This window comes from Amycolatopsis stemonae, assembly GCF_054781455.1.
In genome coordinates, this window is sequence record NZ_BAAGUJ010000015.1 from 142,694 (window position 1) to 167,708 (window position 25,015).

Genomic DNA, 25,015 nt, shown 5'->3' on the forward strand with positions numbered 1-25,015 from the left:
AGGCCGCGTCCCTCCCTTTCTTTCCTTCCCTGCACAAGCTCGCGGAGGCACCCCATGGTTGATCGGCTGAACTACCGCATCGAGGTCACCGGCGAGGTCGACGGCCGGTTCGCGGAGATCCTCACCCCGGCGGCGCTCGACTTCCTGGCCAAGCTGGACAACACGTTCGCCGGTCGCCGCCGCGAGCTGCTCGACGCCCGCCGCACGCGGCGCGAAGAACTGCAGTCCGGGGAGAAGCCGCTCGGCTTCCTGCCCGAGACGCGCCGGGTGCGCGACGACCAGTCGTGGCAGGTCGCCCCGACGGCGCCGGGCCTGGAGGACCGCCGCGTCGAGATCACCGGCCCGACCGACCGCAAGATGACGGTCAACGCGCTGAACTCCGGCGCGAAGGTCTGGCTGGCGGACTTCGAAGACGCGACGTCGCCGACGTGGCACAACGTCATCGACGGCCAGATCAACCTCTACGACGCGATCCGCCGCAACATCGACTTCACCACCGAGGCCGGCAAGCGCTACACGATCGGCGACGACCCCGCGACGATCGTCGCGCGGCCCCGCGGCTGGCACCTGGTGGAGAAGCACATCCGCATCGACGGCCGCCCGGTGTCGGCGAGCCTGGTCGACTTCGGCCTGTTCTTCTTCCACAACGCGCGCCAGCTGCTGGCCCGCGGCGTCGGCCCGTACTTCTACCTGCCGAAGCTCGAGAACCACCTCGAAGCGCGGCTCTGGAACGACGTCTTCCTGCTGGCGCAGCGCGAACTCGGCATCCCGCGTGGCACGATCCGCGCCACGGTGCTGATCGAGACGATCACCGCCGCGTTCGAGATGGACGAAATCCTCTACGAGCTGCGCGAGCACGCCGCGGGTCTCAACGCCGGCCGCTGGGACTACATCTTCAGCCTCATCAAGAACTTCGCCGCGCACGGCGCCGACTTCGTGCTGCCGGACCGCGCGCAGGTCACGATGACCGTGCCGTTCATGCGGGCCTACACGGAGCTGCTGGTGCGCACCTGCCACAAGCGCGGCGCGCACGCCATCGGCGGCATGGCCGCGTTCATCCCGAGCAAGGACCCGTCGGTCAACGAGATCGCCGCCGAGAAGGTCCGCGCGGACAAGGAACGCGAGGCCGGCGACGGTTTTGACGGCTCGTGGGTCGCGCACCCGGGCCTGGTCCCGATCTGCCGCGAGGTGTTCGACAACGTGCTCGGCGGCTGGCCCAACCAGCTCGGCAAGCTGCGCGAGGACGTCCACGTCACCACCGAGGACCTGCTCGACGTGGCCAGCGCCGGCGGCGAGGTCACCGAAGCGGGCGTGCGCGCCAACATCAACGTCGCGCTGCGCTACGTCGACGCGTGGCTGCGCGGCACCGGCGCGGCGGCGATCCACAACCTGATGGAGGACGCGGCGACCGCGGAGATCGCGCGGTGCCAGGTCTGGCAGTGGATCCGCAACGGCACGAAGCTCGAGGACGGCACGGCGCTGACCCGCGAGCTGGCGGTCGAGTACCTGGACGACGAGCTGGCGTCGGTCCGCGCGGAGCTCGGCGAAGGCAATCGCCTCGACGACGCGTATGCGATCTTCACCGAGACCGCGCTGGGCGAGAAGCTGCCGAGCTTCCTCACCACGGGTGCCTACGCGCGGTACCTCACGGACGCCCGGTAGCAGGGCTGCGTTCGATGCGCTCTCAGCGGTAACGAGCGCTTCGAGCCCCGGCCGCCCCTACCTGACGAGGGGCGGCCGGATCCACACCCAGGGATGGTGTGGTCCGAAATCGGCCTGACGACGGTGGCTCCCCGTCGTCGGGCCGATTTCGGCGTACTTTCCTTCGCATGAGCCTGAGCTTCCCGGGTGAGACGCCCGAATATCGCGCCGCGCGGGACCGCTTGCTGGATCGGGAAGCCGCCTTGCGTCACGAGATGGAGGCGGTCGCCGAGCAGCGCCGGGCCCTCCCACCCGGCGGCCTGGTGCCCGAGGACTACGTCTTCCAGGGTGTCAGGGGAGACGTCCGATTGTCGGACCTTTTCTCTCCGGGCAACGACTCGCTGATCGTCTACCACTTCATGTTCCCGCGGGACCCCGACGACGACCGTCCCGGCCCGACGTCGGGCGACAGTGCGAAGCTGCCCCTCGACGCGGGCCCGTGCCCGTCGTGCACGGCGTTGCTCGACCAGCTGGAAGGCGCCGCGGAGCACGTCGCGCCGCACGCGGACTTCGCCGTCGTCGCCCGGGCGCCCATCGAGCACCTGACGACGTTCGCCGCCGAACGCGGCTGGCGCCGGCTGCGGCTGTTCTCCTGCGCGGGCACGACGTTCAGCCGCGACTACCACGCCGAGACCCCCGACGGCAGCCCGCGGCCGATGGTCAACGTCTTCCACCGCGGCGACGACGGCATCCGGCACTTCTGGGGCTCGGAGCTGCTCTACGCGCCCGCCGAGCCCGACCAGGACCCGCGTCACCTCGGCACGCTCGAACCGGTGTGGAACCTGTTCGACCTCACCCCCGCCGGCCGCGGCGTCGACTGGGACGAACAGCTCGACTACCGCTGTCACTGACCCTCGCCCGGATTTCACCCGCCGGGCAACCCCGGCGCCCGCCGACCCCGTTGGACACGGTGTGGGGGCGACGAGGAGGAACACGTGAAGCGGCCGGAAGAGGCGGGGTTCCGCGACTACGTCACGGCGAGGATGGACGTCCTGCGCCGGACGGCCTACCTGCTGTGCCGGGACTGGCACCTCGCCGACGACCTGGTGTCGATCACCATCGGCAAGCTGTACCGGCACTGGCCGCGGGCCCGGCGGATGACGCAAGTCGACGCCTACGTGCGCCGGATCCTGGTGCGGACGTGGCTCGACGAGAAGGCCCGGGCCTGGCGGCGGGAGGAACCGGCGGAGACGGTGCCGGAGCCGGTCGCGCTGCCCGGCGACGACGTCGTCGAACGGCTCGGGCTGCTCGAACTGCTCGAGGCGCTGCCGCCGCGACGCCGGGCCGCGGTGGTGCTGCGCTACTACTGCGACCTTTCGGTCGAGGAGACCGCCGAGATCCTCGAGTGTTCGCCGGGAACCGTGAAGAGCCAGACCGCGCGCGGGCTCGACTCGCTGCGCGCGCTCGTCGCCGCGAGCAGGAACTGAAGGAGGGCCATGAGCAAGGACCAGTTCGACGCGGCGATCGGTGCCGTGCCACCGTCCACTGTGGACGTCGACGCGGTGCTGGACCGCGAACGCCGCCGTGCGCGGGTGCGGAGGGTGGCGATCCCGTGGACGGCCGCGGGCGTGAGCGTTGCGACGGTGGCCGTCGTCGCGACAGTCGTGTTCGCGCCCGGTGAACCCGGGGGAGCGGCGGTGATGCCCGGGAGCTCGCCGTCCGCGTCGCCCGACCCGTGCGCCCACGATCCCTTCCCGCCGCAGACCGGCGCGCCGATCCCGGAGACCGCCGACGTCGCGGCGAACCGGCTCAGCGGGATCCTCACTGCCGCCGTCGAGCAGCGAGTCGCGGCCGGGACGAAGCTTCAGCCGCACGCCGGGGGCGAGTACCCGAAGGGCAAGCAGCACGGGCCGCTGACCTTCTACCACGTGTTTTCCGGACGGGTGCCGTACGAAGGCTCGTGCAGCGGCGGCGAGGACTACTTCAAGGCCGCGGCGACGACGGCCGGCGAGGCGGGCAAGGGCAACGTCTGGGCGATCGTCACCCGGCTCGGCGGCAACGCCACGCCCGCCACCGACTGCATCATCCCGGACGGTGCGGGGGGCAGCTGTGACCGGACGGTCGGGCCGCACGACGAAAAGATCGTCGCGCTGACGTTCAGCGTGCCCGGGCAGGCGACGGCCAACCAGGTGAACGTCACCAAACCCGACGGCACGGGCGTCATCCTCGAGGCGGAGAACATCGCCAGCAGCGCGAAGCTGAAGCGGCCGCCGGACATGCCGTCGCCGCCCCTGAGCCTCGCCCAGTTGAAGGCAATCGCGCTGGACCCGGGGCTGACGCTTTACCCCTGAGCGGCCAAAAGGATCTTCGCGGCTTCGCGGGCCGTGCTCGCCTCACCCGGGTCACCGGTGATCGCGGCGAGCACGGTCGCGCCCTCGACCAGGGAAAACAGCTGGTCAGCGAGGGTTTGGTAGGAAACCAGACCACGGAGATAAGCCCGGACCTGATCCTTGTGCTCGCGGATCGCCCCCGCGACGCCCGGCGCCGGTTCGCCGAACTCGCCGAACGAGTTGATGAACGCGCAGCCGCGGAAGCCCGGCTCGGAGAACCAGTCCCGCAGCCAGTCGAACACGGCGAGCGGGTCGTCGCCGCGGGCGTGGACGAATTCGCGCAACGACCGCCGCCAACGCTCGTCACGGCGCCGGAGATAGGCCTCGACCAGGTCGTTCTTCGCCGGGAACGTCTGGTAGAGCCGCTTGAGCGAGATGCCCGAGCGCGTGCGGACGGCGTCCATCCCGACTGCCTGGACGCCGTGGGCGTAGAAGAGCTCCTCGGCGGCCTTCAGGAGCCGGTCGGTCGCCTCCGTGGGAGTCATGTCACCTGCCTCTGGTGCGGAGAATGAGCGTTCTCTAGGCTAGCGGAGAACGTACGTTCTCCATCCGACCGAGGAGAGATCCCATGACCCCACGTCCGCCCTTCCCGCCGTTCGACGAGGACACCGCCCGCCAGAAGGTCCAGGCCGCCGAGGACGCGTGGAACACTCGTGACCCGGAGCAGGTCTCGCTGGCGTACACGGAGGATTCGGTGTGGCGCAATCGCGACCAGCACGTCGTCGGGCGCGCCGAAATCGTCAGGTTCCTGACAGCGAAGTGGGAGCGCGAGCTGGACTACGCCCTGCGCAAGGAGCTGTGGGGTTTCCGCGGCAACCGCATCGGCGTCCGGTTCCAGTACGAGTCCCGCACCGCCGGCGGCCAGTGGTTCCGCAGCTACGGCAACGAGCTGTGGGAGTTCAGCGACGAAGGCCTGATGCGGCGACGGGAGGCCAGCATCAACGACGTCCCGATCGCGGAGGCGGATCGCCGGATCTTCGGCCCTCGCCCGGAGTCCGAACACGGCGTTCTGCTGCCGGTCTTCTGAGTCCGCCCGCAGCGGAACCTCCTGCGGCTGTTGCCACGGGCATGGTCGACGCCATGACAACACCGGCGTTCGGCGGCGAAGTGAGCGAGCTCCGCAGCGGCTACTCACCCGAGGTGGCGGACGCGCTGGCGACGACGTTCGCACTGGCGCGCGACGACGTCGTCCTCGACTCGGCTGCGGCACCGGCCAGCTCACCCGGGTCCTGGCCCCCGGGTAGGCGCGGTGCTGGGCATGGACCCGGTACCGGCGATGCTCGACCAGGCTGCGCGGACGCCCTCACAGCAGCGGGTTACGCGGTCGATTCCCAGGTCGTCGCGTATGACGACCGGTTGAGCGTCGAGGAGATCGTCGGTGGCGTGTTTTCGGCAATGCGCCCGGCCAAGCTGCCGCCGCCCGAGGAGCGCCCGGCGTTCACCGAGCGCGCCCGGGAGGCGTTGTCGTCGTACGGACCACTGCGGGAGCAGGTCCGCGTCCGCCTCCTGACCAGTGTCCGGTGACTGGTCACGGAAGGCGAATGGGTACCGGCCCGTAGTGTTCCGCTTATTGTTTGCCCGGGGAGCGACGCGGATGCTCGCTGCGAGGCGCGTCCGTGCGCCGATCTTCTCGAGGAGCCCCCATGAGCAGCAGGTTGAGAGCGTTCGTCGCTACCGTGTTCGTCGTGTTGTCGTTTTCGTTCGGCGCCGTCGTGACCACGGCCGCACCCACCGCGGCCCACCCGGACTGCGTCCGGCCCTGCCACTTCTGAGCGGGCCGCTACCTACAGTTCCGGAACGCTGTCGCCCACGGTCTACAGGTCGGGAACCCCGGCCGCGACCGGCTCGAAGGCGTTACCGGTGGCGATTTTCGGCCGCGGCAACTCGACCGGCTCGCCCGGCCTGGCCCGCTTGTAGACGGCGGCGGTCGCCTCGGCGATCCGGCCCCAGTCGAAGTCCGCGGCCAGCCGGGACTGCGCCGCCTTCGCGCGCTTCGCCGCGGCACCCGCGTCGCTGAGCACCGCTGTCACCGAGTTGGCCAGTTCCGCGACATCGCCGGGGCTGAACGCCAGCCCGGTCTCGCCGTGCACCACGACCTCGCCCAGCCCACCGGCCGTCGACGCCACCAGCGGCGCCTTCGCGGCCGCGGCCTCCAGCGCGACGATCCCGAACGGCTCGTACCGGCTGGGCAGCACGACGGCGTCGGCGGCGGCCAGTGCCGCGCGCAGGTCGCGGTCGGACAGGTGCCCGACGAAGTCGACCGCGCGCCGCACCCGCAGCTTCCGCGACTGTTCGACCAGCTCGTCGAAGTGTCGTCCTTTTCCGGCAACGACCACGCGCGTGCCGGGATGGCGGCGCCGGATGCGGGGGAGCGCGGCCAGGAGGTCCTGCACGCCCTTCTCCCACTCGAGCCGCCCGAAATAGAGCAACAGCGGCGCCCCGGCCGGACTGTAGATCTCGCGCGCGCGGGCGATCTCCTTCGCCGGCACCTGCCAGCCTCGTTCCTCGATGCCGTTGTGGATCACCGTGACGTCGTCGGCCTCGACTTCGAAGAGGTGCGCGACCTCGCGGCGCATGGCCTGCGAGCAGGTGATCAGGGCGTCGGCCCGGTTGGCCAGCCACCACTCGACCGAGTGAACCTGCTGGTTCAGCGGATGCGACAGCCAGCCGGAATGCCGCCCGGCTTCGGTCGCGTGGATCGTGCCGACCAGCGGCACCCGCGCGGCCTCGGCGATCGCGATGGCCGGATGCGCGACCAGCCAGTCGTGCGCGTGCACGACGTCGGGCTGCCAGCCGCGCAGGAGGTCATTGGCGGCGCGGACCATGGCGTGCCCCATGGCCAGCGTCCAGGCGACGAGGTCGCGCTCGAACGTGACGTGCATCGGGTCCTCGGCGACCCGGATGATCCGCACGCCCTCGACGACGCGATCGGTGCGTGGGTGCGTCCCGGCGTCCGTGCCGGCGGCGTGCCGGCACAGCACGACGACTTCGTGACCCTGCCGGGCCAGGTGGGTGGCGAGCGCGTGCACGTGCCGGGCCAGGCCACCGATGGCCACTGGCGGGTACTCCCAGGACAGCATCAGCACACGCATGCGCAGAGGTTACTCGCGAGTCGGAAGGCTCCGGCGGCGCCCGGGCTAGCCGACCGGCTAGATGCGCCGGGCGTTGTGACTCGAATCACTGGCGAGCCCGTCGATCTCTGCCACCATCGGCGGGGATGACTGCACCGGAGGACACCGGCTGGCGCCGGCTCGACCCGCCCCTGCCGACCCCGTGGACCGGCGAGGCCGGCCCCGACAACGCGCTGCCCGAGTACCCGCGGCCGCAGCTGACGCGGCCGCGCTGGCTGAACCTCAACGGCGTCTGGGAGTACGCGGGCTGGCCGTCGTCGCCGGACGAACCACGGCCGTCCGGCTATGCCGAGCGGATCCTGGTCCCGTTCCCGCCGGAGTCGGCGTTGTCGGGAATCGGACGACGCGACGAAGTCCTCTGGTACCGGCGCCTGGTCGAGATCCCCGCGGACTGGCAAGGCTCACGAGTCTTGCTGCACTTCGGCGCGGTCGACCAGACGGCGAAGGTGTGGGTCAACAACCAGCTGGTCGCGACGCACGAAGGCGGCTACACGGCGTTCAGTGCGGACATCACCGACGTCCTGCGCTCGTCGGGACCACAGGAGCTGACCGTCCGCGCCGAGGACCGCACCGACATCGAGACCTTCCCGATCGGAAAGCAGCGCAACGCGCCCGGCGGGATCTGCTACACGGCGTCGTCCGGAATCTGGCAAACGGTGTGGCTCGAGCCGGTGCCCGAGGCACGCGTCGAACGCTTGGACCTGACCCCGGACCTCAGCGGCGTGGCGGTGTTCCCCCAGGTCACCGGCGGTTCTGAAGTCGTGGTCATCATTTCGACCACGGACGGCGAAGTCGCGCGTAGCTCGGGTGAAGCCGGGACGGCGGTACGCGTGGACGTTCCCGAACCACGCCTCTGGACCCCCGACGACCCGCACCTCTATACCGTGCGCGTCCAGCTCCTCGACCGGCATGGCGTGGTTTCGGACGACGTCGGCAGCTACGCCGGACTCCGGACCATCAGCCTGCTTCCGGACGCCGAGGGCCGCCCGCGGATCGCGCTCAACGGCCGGATCACCTTCCTGCACGGCCCGCTCGACCAGGGCTACTGGCCGGACGGCATTTCGACGGCGCCCACCGACGACGCGCTGCGGTTCGACCTCGAAAAGACGAAGGAACTGGGCTTCAACTTCGTCCGCAAGCACGTCAAGGTCGAGCCGGCGCGCTGGTACTTCTGGGCCGACACGCTGGGCCTGGTCGTCTGGCAGGACATGCCGTCGCTGACGTTCTCGTTCGACGGCCCGCCCGGGATCGCGCCGGACCCGGTCCCACGAGCGCAGGAGCGGTTCGAGGCGGAATTGATCAAAATGATCACACAGCTTCGGGCCGTCCCGTCGATCGTCGGCTGGGTGCCGTTCAACGAGGGCTGGGGCGAGTTCGACACGGCCCGTGTCGCGGAACTGGTCAAGAAGCTCGACCCGACCCGGCTGGTGATCGCGAACAGCGGCGTCAACTGCTGCTTTTCCCGCCCGGACTCCGGTGCGGGCGACGTCTACGACGACCACACGTACGTCGGCCCGGGCACCCCGACGGTCGCGGACGCCCGCGCGATCGTCGACGGTGAGTACGGCGGCCTCGGTCTGGTGCTGGACGGCCACTGCTGGCCCGGCCCGCCGAACGCGTATGAGATGACGCCGACACGCGAGCGGCTCACCGAGCGCTACGCGGAGGTGAGCGCTGATTTGGAGCGAGTGGTGCTGGAGCGCGGTCTGTCCGGTGCCGTGTACACCCAGACGACCGATGTCGAAAACGAGGTCAACGGCCTGCTGACCTACGACCGCCAGGTCGTCAAAGTGGACCCGGCGGTCGTCGCGAAGTGCGCACGAGCGGTGATCGACGTCGGCTCGGCTTGAGAGCCGTCGTCGCCGATCCCCGGCAGTAGCGCCTCGGCAGGTCGTGCGGCGGAAACGGCGTGGTCAGCTTTCGCCGACAGCCCTGACCAGGCTGTCTCGTCCGTGGTCGAGCGCCGACAACAGCGCCCCGCGGAGCGCCGCCGAGTCGGTCACCGCCCCGGGCTCGATCCGGACCGGTCCCGGCGCAGCCGCGTGGACCGTTCGCCGGATTTCGGCGACGAGCCCAGGACGGCTCCCCGCGGGCCCGCCCAGCAGCACCAGATCGGGATCGACGATGGTGCAGATCGCGGCCACGGCCCGTCCGAGCGTCGCGCCGAGGAGCCGTAGTCGTTCGGCGGCCACGGCATCGCCGTCCGCTTGGTCGAGCGTGGTCAAAATCGCGCCGACGTCCAGTGAAGGCGCGTCCGACCTGCCGAAACCTTGGTCGGCGAGCGCTGAAGCGAGCGTCGAACCCGAGCTGTCCAGGTAGCCGATCTCGCCCGCCAGCCCGTGCGCGCCCCGGACGAGCTGGTCGCCGACGTAGAGGCTGACTCCGAGCCCGGCGCCGATGTAGACGTAGGCGAAACTCTTCGCCTCCCGCGCCGCGCCCTCCCGTCGCTCGGCCAATGCGGAGAAGTTGACGTCGTTGTCGAGGAGGACGTGCCGTCCGATCTCGTCGGCGCGGAGGCTCCCTTCGGGAAACGGCGACCCCGGCAGCGCGACGACCTCGTGCGTGACCGGGTCGACCGGGTTGGCCACCGAGATAGCGGTCGCCCGCACCGGTCCGGACCCGGCGTCGCCCGCCGCGGCGACGGCTTCCCGCACCGCGGTGGTGACCGGTCGGTCGTCCGGCCGGCGGCGATCGGTGGCCAGGACCGTTCCGATCAGGTCGGTCGTCACCGTCCGGATGCCTTCTTGGTTGACCTCCGCGGCGACGACCCGGCCGGCGTCGGCGGCCAGCTCGTAGAACGTGGCGATCCGGCCGCGGCGGCCGGTCTGGTCGGTGCCCGTGGCGCGCAACGCGCCCGCGTTCTCCAGCCGGCGGACGGACTCGGAGATGGTCGGCTTCGAGATCCCGGTGGTCGCGGCGAGCTCGGCGCGCGTGGTCCGCCCGTGGACGAAGACCTGGTCGAGCACCGCGCGGTCGGTGATCGCCCGCAGCATCGCCAGGCGCGGAAGCGGCCGGTCGGGGTCGGTCATCGCACCTCTTGTCGCGGGATCGGTCAGGGGCTACCGTAGCCGGGACATTCTAGTAAGGAGTCCTAACCAAAAGATCGCGAGGACATCGATGACGACCACAGAGCTGCCCGCGAACATGTCCGAGGCCATCTCGCGGACCAAGCGCGAACTGCGCGCCCGGATCGGAGACGTCGCCGGAGTGTTCGCCGAAGTCCGCGATCGGATGCGACGGGAGGTCGACGCCGTCGCCGCCGACCAGGACGCCTATCCCGTCGTCCGTTATCGCGACATCGCCGACGGGACCGTTCCGCAGCGGACGCTCGACGCCATCCGGCGCCGCGGCTGCGCCGTCGTCAAAGGCACTTTCGCGCGCGAAACGGCCGAAGCCTGGGACGCCGAACTCGCCGCGTACCTCGCCGACAACGACTTCGCCGGGACCTACCAGGGCCCGGCCGACGACGTCTTCGCCGGCCTCGCTTCGAGCCAGCCGCAGATCTACCCGGTCTACTGGTCGAAGCCGCAGATCCAGGCCCGCCAGCACGAGCACATGGTCACCGTCCGGCGATTCCTCAACTCTTTCTGGCGGCACGAGTCCGAAGGCCACGTCTGGTTCGACCCCGATCGCGACACGGCCTACCCGGACCGCATCCGCCGCCGCGCGCCGGGTTCGGCGTCGCTGGGCCTGTCCGCCCACACCGACTCCGGTTCGGTCGAGCGCTGGCTGCTGCCCGCGTACCAGCGGGTCTTCCGCCACGTCTTCGACGGCAACTGGCGGGCCTACGACCCGTGGGACGGCGCCTATCGCACCGAAGTCGACGAATATCCGTCGACGGTGATGTGCTCGGCCTTCCGCACCTTCCAGGGGTGGACGGCGTTGTCGGAAATGCGCCAGGGCGACGGTGTGCTGCACGTGGTCCCGATCCCGTCGGCGATCGTCTACGTGCTCCTTCGCGCGCTGCAGGACGACATCCCCGAAGACGACCTCTGTGGCGCGATCAACGGCCAGGCCCTGCCGGTGAGCGACAAGTACCACGCCGACCTGCTGCCCGCGCAGACCTCGATCCCGGACGTCGAGCCGGGCGACACGGTCTGGTGGCACGGCGATGTCATCCACTCGGTCGCCGACGGCACCAATCCGGCCCGCTGGGGAAACGTCATGTACATCCCGGCGAGCCCGCATTGCGCGAAGAACGCGGCCTACGCCGAGAAATGCGGCCGCGCGTTTCTCGCGGGTGCAAGCCCGGGCGATTTCGCGCCCGAAGACTACGAAGTGAACTGGACCGGCCGCGCCACGATCGACGACCTCACCGCGGTCGGCCGCGAGCAGCTCGGCTTGTGAACGGTGACGCGCCGGGGCGGTCGCACGCCGCCCCGGCGTGTCCGGAAGCTAGAGCCAGAGTCCGAGGTGCAGGCCCAGCAGGTGGATGTGCCCGTGGTGATGGTGGTCGCCCACGCACAGGATGCACTGGCGGGCCTGGCCGGCGGCGTCGGACGACGGCGTGGCCGACGCGGTGCCCACCGCGGGACCGGCCAGCAGCAGCCCGAGCGCCACGGGGAACGCGGCCAGCGCGGCCCGGCGTCTGGAGGTAGTCATCCCATGATCCCTTCTCCGCACTTCGGCGCCGGATTGGCGTCGTGAAAAGTATTCGGTGCGGTGAACGGAAAACGGCAGGGTGATCACCCGGGATTCGATCTACCGGCTCATGGGAATCATTTCGATTCGGTTTCCGTGATACCCGGATGGTCGCAGGAGTCCGTCGATCCGGTGAACTCCGGGAAGGGCGGGGGATAGCCGTCCCTCGCCTTCGTCACGCCGGGAGCGCCGCTTCGATGGCCTTGACGACCTTCTCGTCCTCGGGCTCGGTGCGCGGCCGGAAGCGGGCCAGGATCTCGCCGTCGGCGCCGACGAGGAACTTCTCGAAGTTCCACTGGACGTCGCCGGACTCGCCGTCGGCGTCGGCCGTCTTGGTCAGCTCGGCGTACAACGGGTGCCGATCCTCGCCGTTGACGTCGATCTTCTCGAACAGCGGGAACGTGACGCCGTAGGTCGTCGAGCAGAACGTCTGGATCTCCTCCGCGCTGCCCGGCTCCTGGCCGGCAAACTGGTTGCACGGAAAACCGACGACGGAGAAGCCTTGGCCGCCGAAGCGTTCCTGCAGCCGCTCGAGGCCGGAGTACTGCGGGGTCAGGCCGCACTTCGACGCGACGTTGACCACGAGCAGCACCTTGCCGGCGAGCGAGCCGAGCGAGCTGTCCTGCCCGTCGAGGGTCTTGACCGGAATTTCGTGGATCCCCATGAGTTCCTCTCAGTCGTGCTTCAGTGCCCGGGCGTCGAGGTGCCCGAACGGTCCGTCGTCGGCGCGGTAAGCGGCCGCGAGCTCCTCGGCTCGCGCCCGGTCGCCGCGCCGCAGCAACCCGGCCAAGGCGTCGAAGCGCTCGGTGTGCACCGCCGCGCGACGACGCGCGTAGTCCGCGGCCGAGTCCTTGGTGACCATGAACGCCCAGTCGCTCTGCAGTGCCAGCATCGCCTCGGCCACGGCCTGGTCGGCGACCGTGTCGCGGGCCGTGGTCGGCAAACCGGCCACGAGCGAGAGCAACCGTTCCTGCAGGGCCGCGTTGGCGTCGACCATGTCCTTGACCTGCTCGCCGTCCCAGACGCGCCAGTCCTTGCCCGACCCCCACGACGACGCGGGCAGGTCGATCGGCTCGCCGACGAGCCCGGCGTCGAGGGCGCCCTTGAGCGTCGTCACCCGGACGCCGGCTTCGGGCAGTGCGCGCAGCACGCCCTCCAGCCAGGCCGGTCCTTCGTGCCACCAGTGGCCGAACAGCTCCGTGTCGTACGCGGCGACAACGAGCGTCTCACGCCCGTGTTGTGCCTTGAGCGAACGCAGCCGCGTCACGACGGTGTCGACGAAATCCTTGACGTGCAGCCCCAGCACGTCCGCGGCCAGTGACGGGTCGTACGGCGCCTTGTCCGGCGGCTCGACCGTCTTGCCGGTGACGCGGGACGCCTTGAGCCCGACCTCGTGCGCCCAGGTGTGGAAGTCGCGATAGGCGGCGTGACCTGGGTATCCGGCCTTCGGTGACCACACGCGGTAGGTGACTTCGAGGTCTCGTCCGAAAGCGACCACGTCGCTTTCGCCGATCGGCCGCGCCGCCCAGGTCCGGCCGCGCAACGACGGCCCGTCGACCATGAACCGCCGCACGCCGGCGGCCTCGTAGTCCTTTTCCATACCAGGCGCGTAGCCGCACTCCGGCGCCCAAATCCCCTCGGGGCGCGATCCGACCCGCAGCGCCGTGTCGGCGAGGCCGGCGTTCAGCGCGAACTCGCGCACCCGCGGGTCGAGCAGCGGCTGGAAGGGGTGGGCCAGCGGGCCGCCAAGCAGTTCGATCGTCGAACTGTCGACCAGCGACCGCAGGATGGGGGAGAAGCCGTGCCGCCAGCGGGTGCCGAGCTCCTCGGCCGCACGGACGGCGGTCCGGTGCTCGGCTGCCGCGAGTTCGCGAAGGAGCGGATCATCCGACCAAAGCGTCGACGCGTGCTGGGCGCGCAGCTGCCAGTGGCCGAGCCAGTCGTGGAACGCCCGGATGCTGTACGGGTCGTCGAGCTGCGCGGCGAGCACCGGCGTGACGCCCAGCGTCAGGACGTCCTGACGGCCTTCGGCGGCGAACCGCTCCAGCAGGTCGACCATCGGCAGGTAGGAATGCGCCCACGCCTGGTAGAGCCATTCCTCGCCGACCGGCCAGCTCCCGTGGTGCGGCAGCCACGGCAGGTGGCTGTGCAGGACCAGGCAAAAAGTGCCTTCGCTCATCGGCGCACCGCCACGGCGACCAGGTCGAGGCTGGCGTCGAGGTCGTCGCCGTGGATGGCGAAACCCGTCGCCTCGATCGCGGCGACGTCGGCGAGCAGCGCCTCGGGCCAGACAGCCTGGCCGGGCAGTTCGCCTATGACCACGTCGAGCTGGGCGTCGATGATCGAGCCGCCGTACCGCTCGTCCAGCGTGCGCACGTCGTCGCCGTGGTGCAGGCCGTGCAGCGTCTCGATGGCGAATCCAGCGTCGGTGAGCAGTCCGGCCAGCTCGGCCGGCGCCAGCTCGCGGGTGTGGAACGGGTTGAGCGGCGTGTCACTGTCCGGGGTGAAGGTCAGCCGGTTCGGCGTCGTGACCAGCAGGCGTCCGCCCGGCTTCAGCACCCGCCGGCACTCGGCGAGGAACCCGGATTGGTCCCACAAATGCTCGATGACCTGGAAGTTGGCCACGACGTCGACCACGCCGTCGCGCACCGGCAGGTGCACCAGGTTCGCCCGTGCGACGGCGACCTCGGGGTAGCGGCGGGCGACGTGCTCAGTGGTCGGGACGTCGTAGTCCAGCGCGAGCACCCGGCGGGCCTTCGTCGCGAGCAGGCTCGCGCCGTAGCCCTCGCCGCAGCCGGCCTCGAGCACCGTCGCGTCCGCGCAATGGGGCAGCAGAGCGAGGTACGCGGCCTCGTGGCGGCGGAACCAGTAATTCTCCTCGGCGATGCCGGGGACGGTCCGCTCGCCGGTCAGGTGCAGCGCCTCCGCGCGGGTGGCTGGGGTGGTCACCTGCGCGACCCTAGCGGGTGTCACGTCCGGCCCGGCCGTCTCGTTCCGTGGTCATGCAACGGACAATCACCCGCGTACTGTTCATCGTCTTCGGCCTCGTCGAGGTTCCGATCGGCCTGTGGCCTTTGATCACTCCAACCGGCTTCTACCAGGACTTTCCTGGCGTCCGCACGGGCTGGGTCTCGATGGACGGCGCCTTCAACGAGCACCTCCTGCGCGACTTCGGCGGCCTCAACCTGGCGCTCGCGGCGACGCTGATCGGCGCCGCAGTGATCGGTACCACAGCCGCTGCCCGTCTGGCTTCGGTCGCGGCGCTGCTCTACGGCCTTCCGCACTTCGTCTACCACGTCGGGCACGTCGGGCACTTCGAACTGATCGACCAGGTGCTGATCATCGGGCTGACGGGGCTCACCGTGCTGGTGCCGCTCGTGCTCCTGGCCGTTCCGGGACGCCGGGTCAGTACACCGGCGACACCGTGATGCCGAGCGCGCCGGGGCCGAGGTGCGCGCCGATGACCGTGCTCGCCTCGACGACCATGCTCTCGGCCATCGCCGGCACCCGGCGTTCGATCTGCCGGCCGATTTCGAGCTCGTGGTCGCTGGCGCCGAAGCGGGTCACCGCGATGTCGGCGCGGAAGCCGCCGGACTTCTTCACCGCGAGGTCGACCATCTTGGCCAGCGCCCGCCGCGTGCCGGGGACGCGGGCGAGCGGCGCGACCTCGCCGTCCTTGACCGTGAGCAGCGGTTTGATCGAGAACGCGCTGCCGAGCATCGCCTGCGCGGCGCCGATCCGCCCGCCGCGGCGGAGGTACTCCAGGGTGTCGACGTAGATGAACTCGGTGCTCGTGAAGCACCGGCGTTCGGCGGCTTCGATGACGCGGCCGGCGTCCGCGCCGGCGGCGGCCGCCCGGGCCGCGGAGATCGCGGCGAAGCCGAGGCTCATGCCGGTGGTGCGGCTGTCGAGGATGTGCACCGGGATGCGGACCTGCTGGGCGGCCTCCCGGGCCGCGCGGACGGTGTCGGACATGCGACCGGAGATGTGGACGCTGACGATGGCGGTCGCGCCCGAGGCGGCCGCTTCCTGGTACGTCCAGAAGAACGCCCCCGGATCCGGGGGCGAGGTGGTGAGGATTTCCCCGGCTCTCAGTGCGTCGATGACCTTCTCGCGGTCGAAGCGGTTTTCGTCGTCGAACTGACCACCCATGTTCAGCTGGATCTGGACGACGCCGATGGCCCAGCGGGAGGCGACGATGTCGGGCAAGCAGGAGCTCGAGTCGGTGATGACGGCGATGCGCGCGGGCATGGTGCGGGAGGTTAACTCCTCACGACCTACTGGGAGTAGGCCGCGGTTGGTCCGATCGGACGAACGGCGGTTCGGGCGGGGTAACCGGTCGACTACCGGGACGATGGTCCCATTAGATTGCGCATCCAGGTGAATGGCGTCACCTCGGCGGGTCCTGCGCGCCGATTGGCCCTAATCTACCGGCCAGTAGAGCACTGTCCCGTGGTCGACCGCGGGCCACGAACCGGGAGGTCGAAGCAGACCCATGACCAACATCGTCGTCCTGGTCAAGCAGGTACCGGACACCTACTCGGAGCGGAAGCTCAACGGGTCCGACCACACCCTTGACCGCGAATCCGCCGACGCCGTGCTCGATGAGATCAACGAGAAGGCCGTTGAAGAGGCGCTGAAGATCAAGGAAGCCGGCGAGGGCGAGGTCACCGTGATCTCGGTGGGCCCGGACCGCGCGACCGACGCCATCCGCAAGGCGCTGTCCATGGGCGCCGACAAGGCCATCCACGTCTCCGACGAGGCGCTGCACGGCTCCGACGCGATCGCCACCGCCAAGGTGCTCGCCGCCGCGATCCAGAAGGTCGAAGGCTTCGACCTGGTCATCGCCGGCAACGAGTCGTCCGACGGCCGCGGCGGCGCCGTCCCGGCGATCCTCGCCGAGCTGCTGGGCCTGCCGCAGGTCACCTACGTGCGCGAGCTGAGCGTCGACGGGTCGACCATCAAGGCCACCCGCGAGACCGAAGACGGCCTCACCCACCTCGAGGCGAACCTGCCCGCCGTGGTCAGCGTCGGCGAGAAGATCAACGAGCCGCGCTACCCGTCGTTCAAGGGCATCATGGCCGCGAAGAAGAAGCCGGTCGAGACCTTCACCATCGCCGACCTGGGCGTCGACGCGGGCGAGGTCGGCCTCGGCAACGCGTGGTCCACCGTGACCGAATCCTCGCCGAAGCCGCCGCGCACCGCCGGCGAGAAGGTCGAGGACGAGGGTGACGGCGGCACGAAGGTCGCCGAGTACCTGGTCGGCCAGAAGCTCATCTGACAACGGCTCTTCGAGGAGGAACAAGAACCATGGCTGAAGTACTCGTCCTCGTCGACCACGTCGACGGTGAGGTCAAGAAGGTCACGCTCGAGCTGCTGACCGCGGCCCGCGCGCTCGGTGAGCCGTCGGCCGTCGTCGTCGGCCCGACCGGCACCGCCGCCAAGGCAAAGCAGGCGCTGGCGTCGCACGGCGCCGCCAAGGTGTATGTCGCGGAAGGCGACGACGCCGCGAACTACCTGGTCACGCCCAAGGTGGACGTGCTCGCCGCGCTCGCGCAGCAGGCGTCCCCGGCCGCGGTGCTCGTCACCGCCAGCGGTGAGGGCAAGGAGGTCGCCGCCCGCCTGGCCGTGCGCCTGGGTTCCGGCCTGATCTACGACGCCGTGGGCGTCAACGGCGACGGCGTGATCGACCAGTCCATCTTCGGTGGCGCGTTCTCGGTGAAGTCGAAGTCCGCGAAGGGCGCGCCGGTCGTCTCCATCCGTCCGGGTGCGGTCGAGGCCGAGCCCGCCGAGGGGGCGGCGGCCGAGGAGACCGTCGAGCTCCCCGCCACCGACGCGGCGAAGTCGACCAAGATCACGGGCGTCGAGCCGGTGACCGGCGGTGACCGTCCGGAGCTGACGGAGGCCTCGATCGTGGTCTCCGGTGGCCGCGGTGTCGGTTCGGCGGAGAAGTTCGACGTCATCGAGAAGCTGGCCGACTCGCTCGGCGCGGCTGTCGGCGCGTCGCGTGCCGCGGTCGACTCCGGCTACTACCCGGCGCAGTTCCAGGTGGGCCAGACCGGCAAGACCGTGTCGCCGCAGCTGTACATCGCCCTCGGCATCTCCGGCGCGATCCAGCACCGCGCCGGCATGCAGACGTCGAAGACGATCATCGCCGTCAACAAGGACCCGGAGGCGCCGATCTTCGAGATCGCCGACTACGGCATCGTCGGCGACCTGTTCAACGTCGCGCCGCAGCTGACCGAAGCGGTCGACAAGCGCAAGGGCTGATCGTTGCTCCGAAGGGCCTTCCGGGTGCGCCCGGAAGGCCCTTCGCGCGTCTTCGTGACCTGAGAGAAGCCTGAGAACCCGCAATTAACGGAACGTGCACTAATCGGTCATCGGTTGGCACTCTTCGCGGTTTCCTCGCGCAGGTACACCTTGACCATGACGACGTCACAGCTCCTCGTCAGCACTGATCAGGCGGGTGTCGATCTCCCCGCGGACGCTCCCCGGTACTCCCTCCTCGTCGCCCACGCGAACGACGAAGTGGTCGCCGCGCAGAAACTGCGGCACCGGGTTTTCGCCGAGGAAATGGGCGCGCGGCTGCACTCGCCGACGCCCGGGCTCGACGTCGACGAGTTCGACGAGTTCTGCGACCACCTCGTGGTCCGCGACGACAACACGGGCGAGATCGTCGGCTGCTACCGGATGCTGCCGCCCGAGCGCGCCACGCAGGCCGGAAAGCTCTACGCCGACAGCGAGTTCGACCTGAGCGCGCTCGACGCTCTGCGTCCGCACCTGGTCGAGACCGGCCGGTCGTGCGTGCACCCGGACCACCGCAGCGGCGCTGTCGTCAGCCTGGTCTGGGCCGGGATCGCCCGCTACATGCTCCTTTCGGGCCACCGCTACCTCGCGGGCTGCGCGTCGGTCCCGCTGGTCGACGGCGGGTCGTTCGCCGCCGGTGTCTGGGACGTCCTGCGCACGAAGCACTACGCGCCCGAAGCCACGCGTGTCTCGCCGCTTATCCCCTGGGACGCCTCCGAGATCGAACGGCCGGCGCGCGCGACGTTGCCGCCGCTGATCAAGGGCTACGTCCGGCTGGGCGCCAAGGCCTACGGCCCGCCGGCGCTCGACGCCGACTTCGGCGTCGCGGACTTCTTCGTCGTGCTGGACCTGCACAACGTCGACGAGCGGTACCTGAAGTTCTTCCTCGGAGTCCAGGTATGAGCCACGCGTGGATGCCGAAATCGCCCTGCGGCGACGGCTGTCTCACCGACGGCGACCCGGTCGTCGGCTTCCCGCGGCGCGTGCTGCGCTTCACCGCGGCGATCGCGGTCGTCGTCGCGGCGCTGCTCTCCGCGCCGCTGTTGCTGGTGTCGTGGGGCCGTGAGCGCCGGGTCCGGCTGATCTTCCGCGGCGTGCTGCGGGCGTTCGGCGTCCGGCTCGACATCCGGGGCGGCGACGACTTCCTGACCGCGCCCGCCGGCCGTGGCGCGCTGGTGGTCAACAACCACATCTCGTGGCTGGACATCGTGGCGATCAACGCGCTGCGGCCGATGCGCGCGCTGGCCAAGACGGAGATCGCGGGCTGGCCGGTGCTGGGCGGCCTGGTCCGCCGCGGCGGCAGCATCTTCCTGGACCGCGAGCGGCTGACGACGCTGCCGGCCACGATGGCTTCGCTGGCCGACGCGCTGCGGACGGGGTCGCTGGTGAGCGTGACCCCGGAAGGGACGACCTGGTGCGGCCTGGCGTCCGGACGGTTCACGACGGCGACGTTCCAGGCGGCCATCGACGGCGGCGTCCCGGTCCGGCCGATCGCCCTGCGGTACCGCCTGGCGGACGGCCGCGAGACGAGCCGCCCGGCGTTCATCGGCCCGGAGTCGCTGATCGCGTCCCTGCGCCGGGTCGCGGCCCTGCGCGGGCTGGTGCTCGAGATCCACATCTGCCCGGAGATCGCGCCGGGCCGTGCGGAGAATCGCCGCGAGCTCGCCGCACTGGCCGAGGCATCGGTGCATTCGGCGCTGGGCACCGTGAAGATCCCGGGCCAGCAGCGCCGCCGCGCCGCGCGTCCGCAGCCGGCGCCGGCCCCACTGGCTTCGCCTCCCGCGAAGTGATCCGGGCCCTGTCGCCGCGATCCGGCGACAGGCCCGGGTTGGAAGGCGTTTCGTTCTTGTCGCGAACGGGCCCGTCACCGTGATCCGGTGACGGGCCTGTTCGCCGTTCAGCTGACGGCGAGCGTGAGCTTCCCGCCGGGGTGGCCGTTCTCACTCTCGATCTGCGCGGCGGCCGCGTCGGCGAGCGGGTAGCTCTTGCCCTGCGCGATGCCGACCCCGCGGTCGGTCACCCAGCCGGCGATCGTCGTCAGGACCTCACGCGACTGTTCGCCGCCGCTGGAGAACGGGATGTCCAGCTCGAAGGCCGCGGCGTCGGCGATGGTGACGATCCGGTCCTTCGTGCCGCGCAGCTCGACCGACCCCGGCAGCACACCGTGTCCGGCTGCGTCGAAAACGGCGTCGACCTGCCCGGACGCGGCCTCGCGCACCCGCTCGAGCCAGCCGTCGCCGTAGAGGACCGGCACGACACCCAGCGACTTCAGGTCGTCGAGGTTCCGGCTGCCGGCGGTGCCGATGACGGTCGCGCCCTGGGCCACGGCCACCTGCGCGGCGAACCGGCCAACGGTGCCACTGGCGCCGTTGATCAGCAGCGTGTCGCCTTCGCGGACCTTCAGCAGCCCGAGAACGCGAAGCGCCGTTTCGCCGGCGACGGGCAACGCCGCCGCGTCCGCCCACGAGATGCTCGCGGGCTTCGGCGCGAGCGCCTTCGCCAGCGCGAACTCGGCATAGGCGCCCGTCTCGGACCAGCCGAACACCTCGTCCCCGACGGCGAACTCGGCGCCCTCGCCGACCGCGTCGACGACACCGGCGACCTCAAGGCCGGGGATGTGCGGGAAGGGGACCTGGAAGTTCTGCTGCATGTAGCCGTTGCGGATCTTCCAGTCGATCGGGTTGATCCCGGCGGCGCGGACGGCCAGCCGTACTTGCCCGGGGCCGGGTTCCGGCACGGGAACCTCGGTCGGCTGCAGGACGTCCGGCCCGCCGTAAGCGGAGAAGGTGATCGCTCGCATGGTGGTCTCTGCGCTCCTCGAGTCTGTGACTTCGAATGTCCTCCCCAACGAGTCAACCCGCGCTGTATTCCCGCCGAACCACTCGGACGAGCAGTGTTCACTAGCCGGACGAGCAGGCCACCGGAACGCGAGCGTGCCTACCTTGGACCCATGGACGATTCCTGGTCGGATCCGCGGCACGTACTGGACGTCGTCGAGCGGCTGCTGTCCGCGCCGCGGCCACACCTGCTCCTCCGGTTCTCGGCCGAGCTGCGGAAGCTGATTCCGCACCGCGCCGTCGCCATGCAGACGGGGGATTGTCCCCGCAGCCCGCTCAAGGTCGTCGGTGACCAGACGATCGCCCAAGCCGTGACGAGCGCCGAGCTGCAACGGCTGGTCGATCGCGCGGAGCCGGGCAAGCCGGTCGTGCTCGACGGCGTCCTGGGCGGTGTCGAGCGTCGTCTGGTTCTTTTTTCGTCGATTCCGGCGGTCGGCAAGGGTGCGGTGCTCGTCGTGGTGCCGGAGGAGGGGGAGCTGCCGATCGTCGAACTGGGGCTCGCCGCCCAGCTGTGGCACGTCCTGAGCACGGACGCCGGCCAGCGCGCGGCCGACCCGGGCCCGGAGGTCCTGGCCGGCAACCTCGCCGCCGCCACGGCGCGGGCCCAGGCGATCACGGACCTCGGCCAGACCCACGCGGCGACCCTGACCACGCTTCTGGCGGTCCTCCGCTCCGGACGCCTCTCCGACGGCGTCGCCCGCCGCACCGCGGTCGACCTCGCCGCCGACGCGCTGCTCGAACTCAAGGGCGTCGTCGACCGCGACCAGGCCCTGTCCGAAGAGCGGGCGGGCGCGGCCTTCGCGGCGCTGAGGACCCAGCTCGCCGACCTGGTCCGTCACACGGAGGTCGACGTCGACCTCGTCGACCCGGTCGGCGACGCGTCACTTCCGCAGGACATCGCCCACACGGCGCGGACGCTGACCCGCGGCTTGGTGCTGGCCGCCTTGGACCGTCCGGCGACCACGCGTCTGCGGGCGTCGTGGCGGCTGGACGGCTCGGTGCTGCGCATCACGGTCCGCGACGACAGCCCCGAAGTCGCCGACGCGATCCCGGCCAGGGGCTTGTCCGAGCGGCTCACCACGCTCGGTGGTCACTGGGAGGTCGACGCGGTGCCCGGCTGGGGCACTACGGTCGCCGCCGTGCTCCCGCTCGGCATCGCCGAACCGCCTGAGCTGCGTCCCCTCGACCGGCTCAACTCGCGCGAGGTCGAGGTCCTGACCGGGATCTCGCAAGGCCTGCGCAACCGGCAAATCGCCGAGCAACTGCAGCTCAGCGAGCACACGGTGAAGTTCCACGTCCGCAACCTTCTCGACAAACTGGGAGTGAGCTCCCGCGGTGAGGCCGCCGCTCTGGCGCGCGACATTCGCCTCGAGCCGATGGCGCGTCGCTCGGCCTGAAAATGGCTTGACCTCGAGCGGGCTGGAGATTGCACGCTGCTGATCATGGCCTCGACGCTCGATTCCGCACCCCGCCGCCGCGTGCTCTGGACGGCGGAACACCGCCTGACCACGATTGCTCTGCTGCTCGTGGTCACGTTGGTCGCGTTCGAGAACATGGGCGTCGCGACGGCGATGCCGACCCTGGTCGCCGACCTTCACGGCTTGTCGCTGTACTCGTGGCCGTTCACGATCTTCCTGATCTCGAGCGTGGTCGCGACGGTGCTGTCCGGCCGGCTCGGCGACCGCCGTGGCCCTGCGCCGGCGCTGCTCGCAGGTCCGGTGCTGTTCGCGGCGGGCCTGGTCGTTGCGGGGACGGCGAGCGGGATGCCGACGTTCCTCCTCGGCCGCGCGCTGCAGGGCTTCGGCTCCGGGTTGCTCCTGGTCTCGGTGTCGCTCCTGATCGCGTTGACGTTCACCGACCAGGAGCGCCCGGTGATCTACGCGGCGAACGCCGCCGCCTGGGTGCTGCCGGCGGTGATCGGCCCGTCGGTGGCCGGACTGGTGACAGTCAGCGTCGGCTGGCGCTGGGTCTTCCTCGGCCTGGTCCCGCTGGTGGTCGTCGGGGTGGCGATGCTCGTGGTGGTCGTGCGGCACCTCCCCGCCCACACGCCCTCGGCAGACGGCCGCCGCGCGGGTGTGGTCCAGGCGGTCATCGCGGCTCTCGGCGTCGCTGCCCTGACGTGGGCGGCCCAGCATCAATCGCTTCTGGCGCTCGCCTACGGCACGGCCGGGCTGCTGGCCCTGGGCTACGCGCTCCGGACGCTCCTGCCGACCGGAACTCTCTCCTCGCGTCCCGGCCTGCCGACGGTCGTCGCTTCCCGTGCCCTGATCGCGGGCGCCTATGCCGGGATGGAGGCATACCTGCCCCTGACGATGAGCGCGGTCCACGGCTACAGCCCCGCGCTCGCCGGCCTGCCCCTGACCATCACGGCGCTGGGCTGGTCCGCGGCCTCGGCGGCGCAGGGCCGGTTCCTCAACTGGTCGCGGGAGGCATCGCTGCGCACGGGGTTCTGGCTGGTCGCGGCCGGGCTCGTCTGCTTCGGCCTGGTGTCCCAGCCCTGGTTCCCTGCCTGGCCGGCGTTCATGGCCTGCGCGGTCAGCGGCGCGGGCATGGGGATCGCGATGCCCGCGATCTCCGTCCTGCTGCTCCGCTATTCACCCGAAGGCGAGCGAGGCTTCAACACGTCGGCGATGCAGCTGGCCGACTGGGTGGGCTCCGCGCTGCTCATCGGCCTGGGTGGCGTCTTGCTCGGCGTGGTCGGCTCGGTTCTGCACCCGTCGACGGCGATGGCCCTGCTCACGGTGGCCTTGGTGACGCTGGCGCTGCTGGGCGTCCAGTTGACCGGACGTTGGCCGTCGAAGGTGTGACAGCCCACTCCGAGGGCCAGGGTGGGCTTCGTCACGCGGTGGAGCGGACTACCCTGAAGGGGCGATGACCTATCTCGACCACGCGGCGACCACTCCGATGTTGCCCGAAGCCGTAGCGGCGATGACCGAGGCGCTGTCCAACGTGGGCAACGCCTCAGCGCTGCATTCTTCGGGCCGCCGCGCTCGGCGGATGGTCGAGGAAGCCCGCGAGACGATCGCCGACGCCCTGGGTGCCCGTCCGTCCGAGGTGATCTTCACCGGCGGCGGCACGGAGAGCGACAACCTGGCGATCAAGGGCATCTATTGGGCCCGCCACGATGAGCAGGAGCAGCGCACCCGCATCCTGTGTGGCGCGGCAGAGCACCACGCGGTGCTCGACACCGTCGAATGGCTCGAATCCCATTGCAGCGCCGAAGTCACGCTGCTGGATGTCGACAGCGAGGGCCGCGTCTCGCCCGAGGTTCTCCGCAACGCCATCGCTGCGGATCCTGAGTCCGTCGCGCTGGTGACCGTGATGTGGGCCAACAACGAGGTCGGCACGATCAACCCGATCGCCGAGCTGGCCGCGGTCTGCGCGGAGTTCGACATCCCGCTTCACACCGACGCGGTCCAGGCCGTTGGCGCCGTCCCCGTTGACTTCGCAGCCAGCGGCGCCGCCGCACTGACCCTCACCGGGCACAAGCTGGGTGGGCCGTTCGGTGTCGGAGCTCTCCTGCTCGGCCGCGACGTGACTTGTGTGCCTTTGCTGCACGGCGGGGGACAGGAACGCAGCGTACGGTCCGGCACGCTCGACGTCCCGGCGATCGTCAGTTTCGCCGCGGCCGTACGAACCAGCGTCGGCTCCCGAGCCGAATACGCAAAGCGTGTCGAGGAGCTCCGCGATGGCCTCATCGAGGTCATCCAGCGCGAAGTACCCGACGCCGTGCTCAACGGCGGAAACGGCGAACGGCTGCCGAGCCACGCCCACTTCACCTTCCCGGGTTGCGCCGGCGACAGCCTGCTGATGCTGCTCGACGCCAAGGGCATCGAATGCTCGACGGGGTCCGCGTGCACGGCGGGCGTCGCCCAGCCGAGTCACGTGCTGCTCGCCATGGGCGCCGACCCTGCGGCGGCCCGAGGCTCCCTCCGTTTCTCCCTCGGCCACACAACCACCGCCGCAGACATCGAGGCAGTGGCCGCCGAAATCGGCGGAGTCGTTACGCGCGCCCGACAGGCTGGTCTGGCCGGAATGCGCAAGCAGACCCAGAAGCAAGAGGTGTAGA

At 70.5% G+C, this 25,015-nt stretch carries 26 protein-coding genes; 17 read left to right on the forward strand and 9 right to left on the reverse strand.

Annotation, left to right across the window (positions count from 1 at the left end):
• Positions 1-54 precede the first annotated feature (54 nt).
• The 4 genes from aceB to ACYVLJ_RS38585 all read left to right on the forward strand — a co-directional run bounded on the left by aceB (position 55) and on the right by ACYVLJ_RS38585 (position 3,992).
• On the forward strand, positions 55-1,662 hold the full coding sequence (aceB, locus tag ACYVLJ_RS38570; protein ID WP_460442365.1) for a malate synthase: 1,608 nt from the start codon (positions 55-57) through the stop codon (positions 1,660-1,662).
• A 167-nt stretch (positions 1,663-1,829) separates the two neighbouring features.
• On the forward strand, positions 1,830-2,552 hold the full coding sequence (locus ACYVLJ_RS38575; protein WP_460442366.1) for a thioredoxin domain-containing protein: 723 nt from the start codon (positions 1,830-1,832) through the stop codon (positions 2,550-2,552).
• 84 nt (positions 2,553-2,636) lie between these two features.
• Positions 2,637-3,128: a SigE family RNA polymerase sigma factor gene (locus ACYVLJ_RS38580; RefSeq protein WP_460442367.1), complete on the forward strand. Its 492-nt coding sequence runs from the start codon at positions 2,637-2,639 to the stop codon at positions 3,126-3,128.
• A gap of 9 nt (positions 3,129-3,137) precedes the next feature.
• Positions 3,138-3,992, forward strand: coding sequence for a hypothetical protein (locus tag ACYVLJ_RS38585; RefSeq protein WP_460442368.1), 855 nt, complete (start codon positions 3,138-3,140; stop codon positions 3,990-3,992).
• Here the strand turns inward: ACYVLJ_RS38585 and ACYVLJ_RS38590 are convergent.
• Positions 3,983-4,516 (reverse strand): TetR/AcrR family transcriptional regulator, encoded by a 534-nt coding sequence (locus ACYVLJ_RS38590; protein ID WP_460442369.1) that lies wholly within the window; start codon positions 4,514-4,516, stop codon positions 3,983-3,985. The two genes, ACYVLJ_RS38585 and ACYVLJ_RS38590, sit on opposite strands and share 10 nt — an antisense overlap.
• Positions 4,517-4,599: 83 nt before the next feature.
• Between ACYVLJ_RS38590 and ACYVLJ_RS38595 the strand changes: the two genes are divergently transcribed.
• The 3 genes from ACYVLJ_RS38595 to ACYVLJ_RS38605 all read left to right on the forward strand — a co-directional run bounded on the left by ACYVLJ_RS38595 (position 4,600) and on the right by ACYVLJ_RS38605 (position 5,803).
• Complete coding sequence (locus tag ACYVLJ_RS38595) at positions 4,600-5,058, forward strand: nuclear transport factor 2 family protein (protein ID WP_460442370.1); 459 nt, start codon at positions 4,600-4,602, stop codon at positions 5,056-5,058.
• A gap of 53 nt (positions 5,059-5,111) precedes the next feature.
• Complete coding sequence (locus tag ACYVLJ_RS38600) at positions 5,112-5,555, forward strand: hypothetical protein (protein WP_460442371.1); 444 nt, start codon at positions 5,112-5,114, stop codon at positions 5,553-5,555.
• 119 nt (positions 5,556-5,674) lie between these two features.
• Positions 5,675-5,803, forward strand: a complete 129-nt coding sequence (locus ACYVLJ_RS38605) for a hypothetical protein (protein WP_460442372.1) — start codon at positions 5,675-5,677, stop codon at positions 5,801-5,803.
• Between the two features lie 42 nt (positions 5,804-5,845).
• Here ACYVLJ_RS38605 and ACYVLJ_RS38610 read toward each other — a convergent pair whose 3' ends face one another.
• Positions 5,846-7,123: a glycosyltransferase family 4 protein gene (locus ACYVLJ_RS38610; protein ID WP_451979436.1), complete on the reverse strand. Its 1,278-nt coding sequence runs from the start codon at positions 7,121-7,123 to the stop codon at positions 5,846-5,848.
• Positions 7,124-7,248: 125 nt separating this feature from the next.
• Between ACYVLJ_RS38610 and ACYVLJ_RS38615 the strand changes: the two genes are divergently transcribed.
• Positions 7,249-9,012, forward strand: a complete 1,764-nt coding sequence (locus ACYVLJ_RS38615; RefSeq protein WP_460442373.1) for a glycoside hydrolase family 2 protein — start codon at positions 7,249-7,251, stop codon at positions 9,010-9,012.
• Between the two features lie 63 nt (positions 9,013-9,075).
• Here the strand turns inward: ACYVLJ_RS38615 and ACYVLJ_RS38620 are convergent, their stop codons facing one another.
• Positions 9,076-10,191: an ROK family transcriptional regulator gene (locus ACYVLJ_RS38620; RefSeq protein ID WP_460442374.1), complete on the reverse strand. Its 1,116-nt coding sequence runs from the start codon at positions 10,189-10,191 to the stop codon at positions 9,076-9,078.
• Between the two features lie 88 nt (positions 10,192-10,279).
• Here ACYVLJ_RS38620 and ACYVLJ_RS38625 point away from each other — a divergent pair, with 88 nt between their 5' ends.
• Entirely contained in the window at positions 10,280-11,509 is a 1,230-nt protein-coding gene (locus ACYVLJ_RS38625; protein WP_460442375.1) for a DUF1479 domain-containing protein, read from the forward strand.
• A gap of 48 nt (positions 11,510-11,557) precedes the next feature.
• On the opposite strand, the gene ACYVLJ_RS38630 is transcribed toward ACYVLJ_RS38625, so the two are convergent.
• From ACYVLJ_RS38630 to ACYVLJ_RS38645, 4 genes are all read right to left on the reverse strand, one after another.
• On the reverse strand, positions 11,558-11,764 hold the full coding sequence (locus ACYVLJ_RS38630; RefSeq protein ID WP_460442376.1) for a hypothetical protein: 207 nt from the start codon (positions 11,762-11,764) through the stop codon (positions 11,558-11,560).
• 214 nt (positions 11,765-11,978) lie between these two features.
• Positions 11,979-12,467 carry a glutathione peroxidase gene (locus tag ACYVLJ_RS38635; protein ID WP_451979451.1) on the reverse strand — a complete coding sequence of 163 codons (489 nt, stop codon included), beginning with the start codon at positions 12,465-12,467 and terminating at the stop codon, positions 11,979-11,981.
• 9 nt (positions 12,468-12,476) lie between these two features.
• Positions 12,477-13,982 carry a glycoside hydrolase family 57 protein gene (locus tag ACYVLJ_RS38640; RefSeq protein ID WP_460442377.1) on the reverse strand — a complete coding sequence of 502 codons (1,506 nt, stop codon included), beginning with the start codon at positions 13,980-13,982 and terminating at the stop codon, positions 12,477-12,479.
• Positions 13,979-14,752 (reverse strand): class I SAM-dependent methyltransferase, encoded by a 774-nt coding sequence (locus ACYVLJ_RS38645; protein ID WP_460442378.1) that lies wholly within the window; start codon positions 14,750-14,752, stop codon positions 13,979-13,981. Before ACYVLJ_RS38645 ends, ACYVLJ_RS38640 begins: the two co-directional genes overlap by 4 nt.
• A 53-nt stretch (positions 14,753-14,805) precedes the next feature.
• Here ACYVLJ_RS38645 and ACYVLJ_RS38650 point away from each other — a divergent pair, with 53 nt between their 5' ends.
• Positions 14,806-15,231 (forward strand): hypothetical protein, encoded by a 426-nt coding sequence (locus ACYVLJ_RS38650; protein ID WP_460442407.1) that lies wholly within the window; start codon positions 14,806-14,808, stop codon positions 15,229-15,231.
• On the opposite strand, the gene ACYVLJ_RS38655 is transcribed toward ACYVLJ_RS38650, so the two are convergent.
• Positions 15,209-16,054: a DegV family protein gene (locus ACYVLJ_RS38655; protein WP_451979463.1), complete on the reverse strand. Its 846-nt coding sequence runs from the start codon at positions 16,052-16,054 to the stop codon at positions 15,209-15,211. The two genes, ACYVLJ_RS38650 and ACYVLJ_RS38655, sit on opposite strands and share 23 nt — an antisense overlap.
• A gap of 244 nt (positions 16,055-16,298) precedes the next feature.
• On the opposite strand from ACYVLJ_RS38655, the gene ACYVLJ_RS38660 reads away from it, so the two are divergent.
• The 4 genes from ACYVLJ_RS38660 (at position 16,299) to ACYVLJ_RS38675 (ending at position 19,899) form a co-directional block, all read left to right on the forward strand.
• Positions 16,299-17,084: an electron transfer flavoprotein subunit beta/FixA family protein gene (locus ACYVLJ_RS38660; RefSeq protein WP_451979466.1), complete on the forward strand. Its 786-nt coding sequence runs from the start codon at positions 16,299-16,301 to the stop codon at positions 17,082-17,084.
• A 29-nt stretch (positions 17,085-17,113) separates the two neighbouring features.
• Complete coding sequence (locus ACYVLJ_RS38665; RefSeq protein ID WP_460442379.1) at positions 17,114-18,073, forward strand: electron transfer flavoprotein subunit alpha/FixB family protein; 960 nt, start codon at positions 17,114-17,116, stop codon at positions 18,071-18,073.
• A gap of 156 nt (positions 18,074-18,229) precedes the next feature.
• Positions 18,230-19,012, forward strand: coding sequence for a GNAT family N-acetyltransferase (locus ACYVLJ_RS38670; RefSeq protein WP_460442380.1), 783 nt, complete (start codon positions 18,230-18,232; stop codon positions 19,010-19,012).
• Positions 19,009-19,899, forward strand: a complete 891-nt coding sequence (locus ACYVLJ_RS38675; protein WP_451979475.1) for a lysophospholipid acyltransferase family protein — start codon at positions 19,009-19,011, stop codon at positions 19,897-19,899. Before ACYVLJ_RS38670 ends, ACYVLJ_RS38675 begins: the two co-directional genes overlap by 4 nt.
• A gap of 107 nt (positions 19,900-20,006) precedes the next feature.
• Here the strand turns inward: ACYVLJ_RS38675 and ACYVLJ_RS38680 are convergent, their stop codons facing one another.
• A complete protein-coding gene (locus ACYVLJ_RS38680; protein ID WP_460442381.1) occupies positions 20,007-20,909 on the reverse strand; it encodes an NADP-dependent oxidoreductase in 903 nt (300 codons plus the stop codon).
• Between the two features lie 150 nt (positions 20,910-21,059).
• Here ACYVLJ_RS38680 and ACYVLJ_RS38685 point away from each other — a divergent pair, with 150 nt between their 5' ends.
• From ACYVLJ_RS38685 to ACYVLJ_RS38695, 3 genes are all read left to right on the forward strand, one after another.
• Positions 21,060-22,343 (forward strand): helix-turn-helix transcriptional regulator, encoded by a 1,284-nt coding sequence (locus ACYVLJ_RS38685; RefSeq protein ID WP_460442382.1) that lies wholly within the window; start codon positions 21,060-21,062, stop codon positions 22,341-22,343.
• A 45-nt stretch (positions 22,344-22,388) separates the two neighbouring features.
• Positions 22,389-23,753, forward strand: a complete 1,365-nt coding sequence (locus tag ACYVLJ_RS38690) for an MFS transporter (RefSeq protein WP_460442383.1) — start codon at positions 22,389-22,391, stop codon at positions 23,751-23,753.
• A 64-nt stretch (positions 23,754-23,817) separates the two neighbouring features.
• On the forward strand, positions 23,818-25,014 hold the full coding sequence (locus tag ACYVLJ_RS38695) for a cysteine desulfurase family protein (protein WP_460442384.1): 1,197 nt from the start codon (positions 23,818-23,820) through the stop codon (positions 25,012-25,014).
• The last annotated feature ends 1 nt before the right edge of the window (position 25,015 follow it).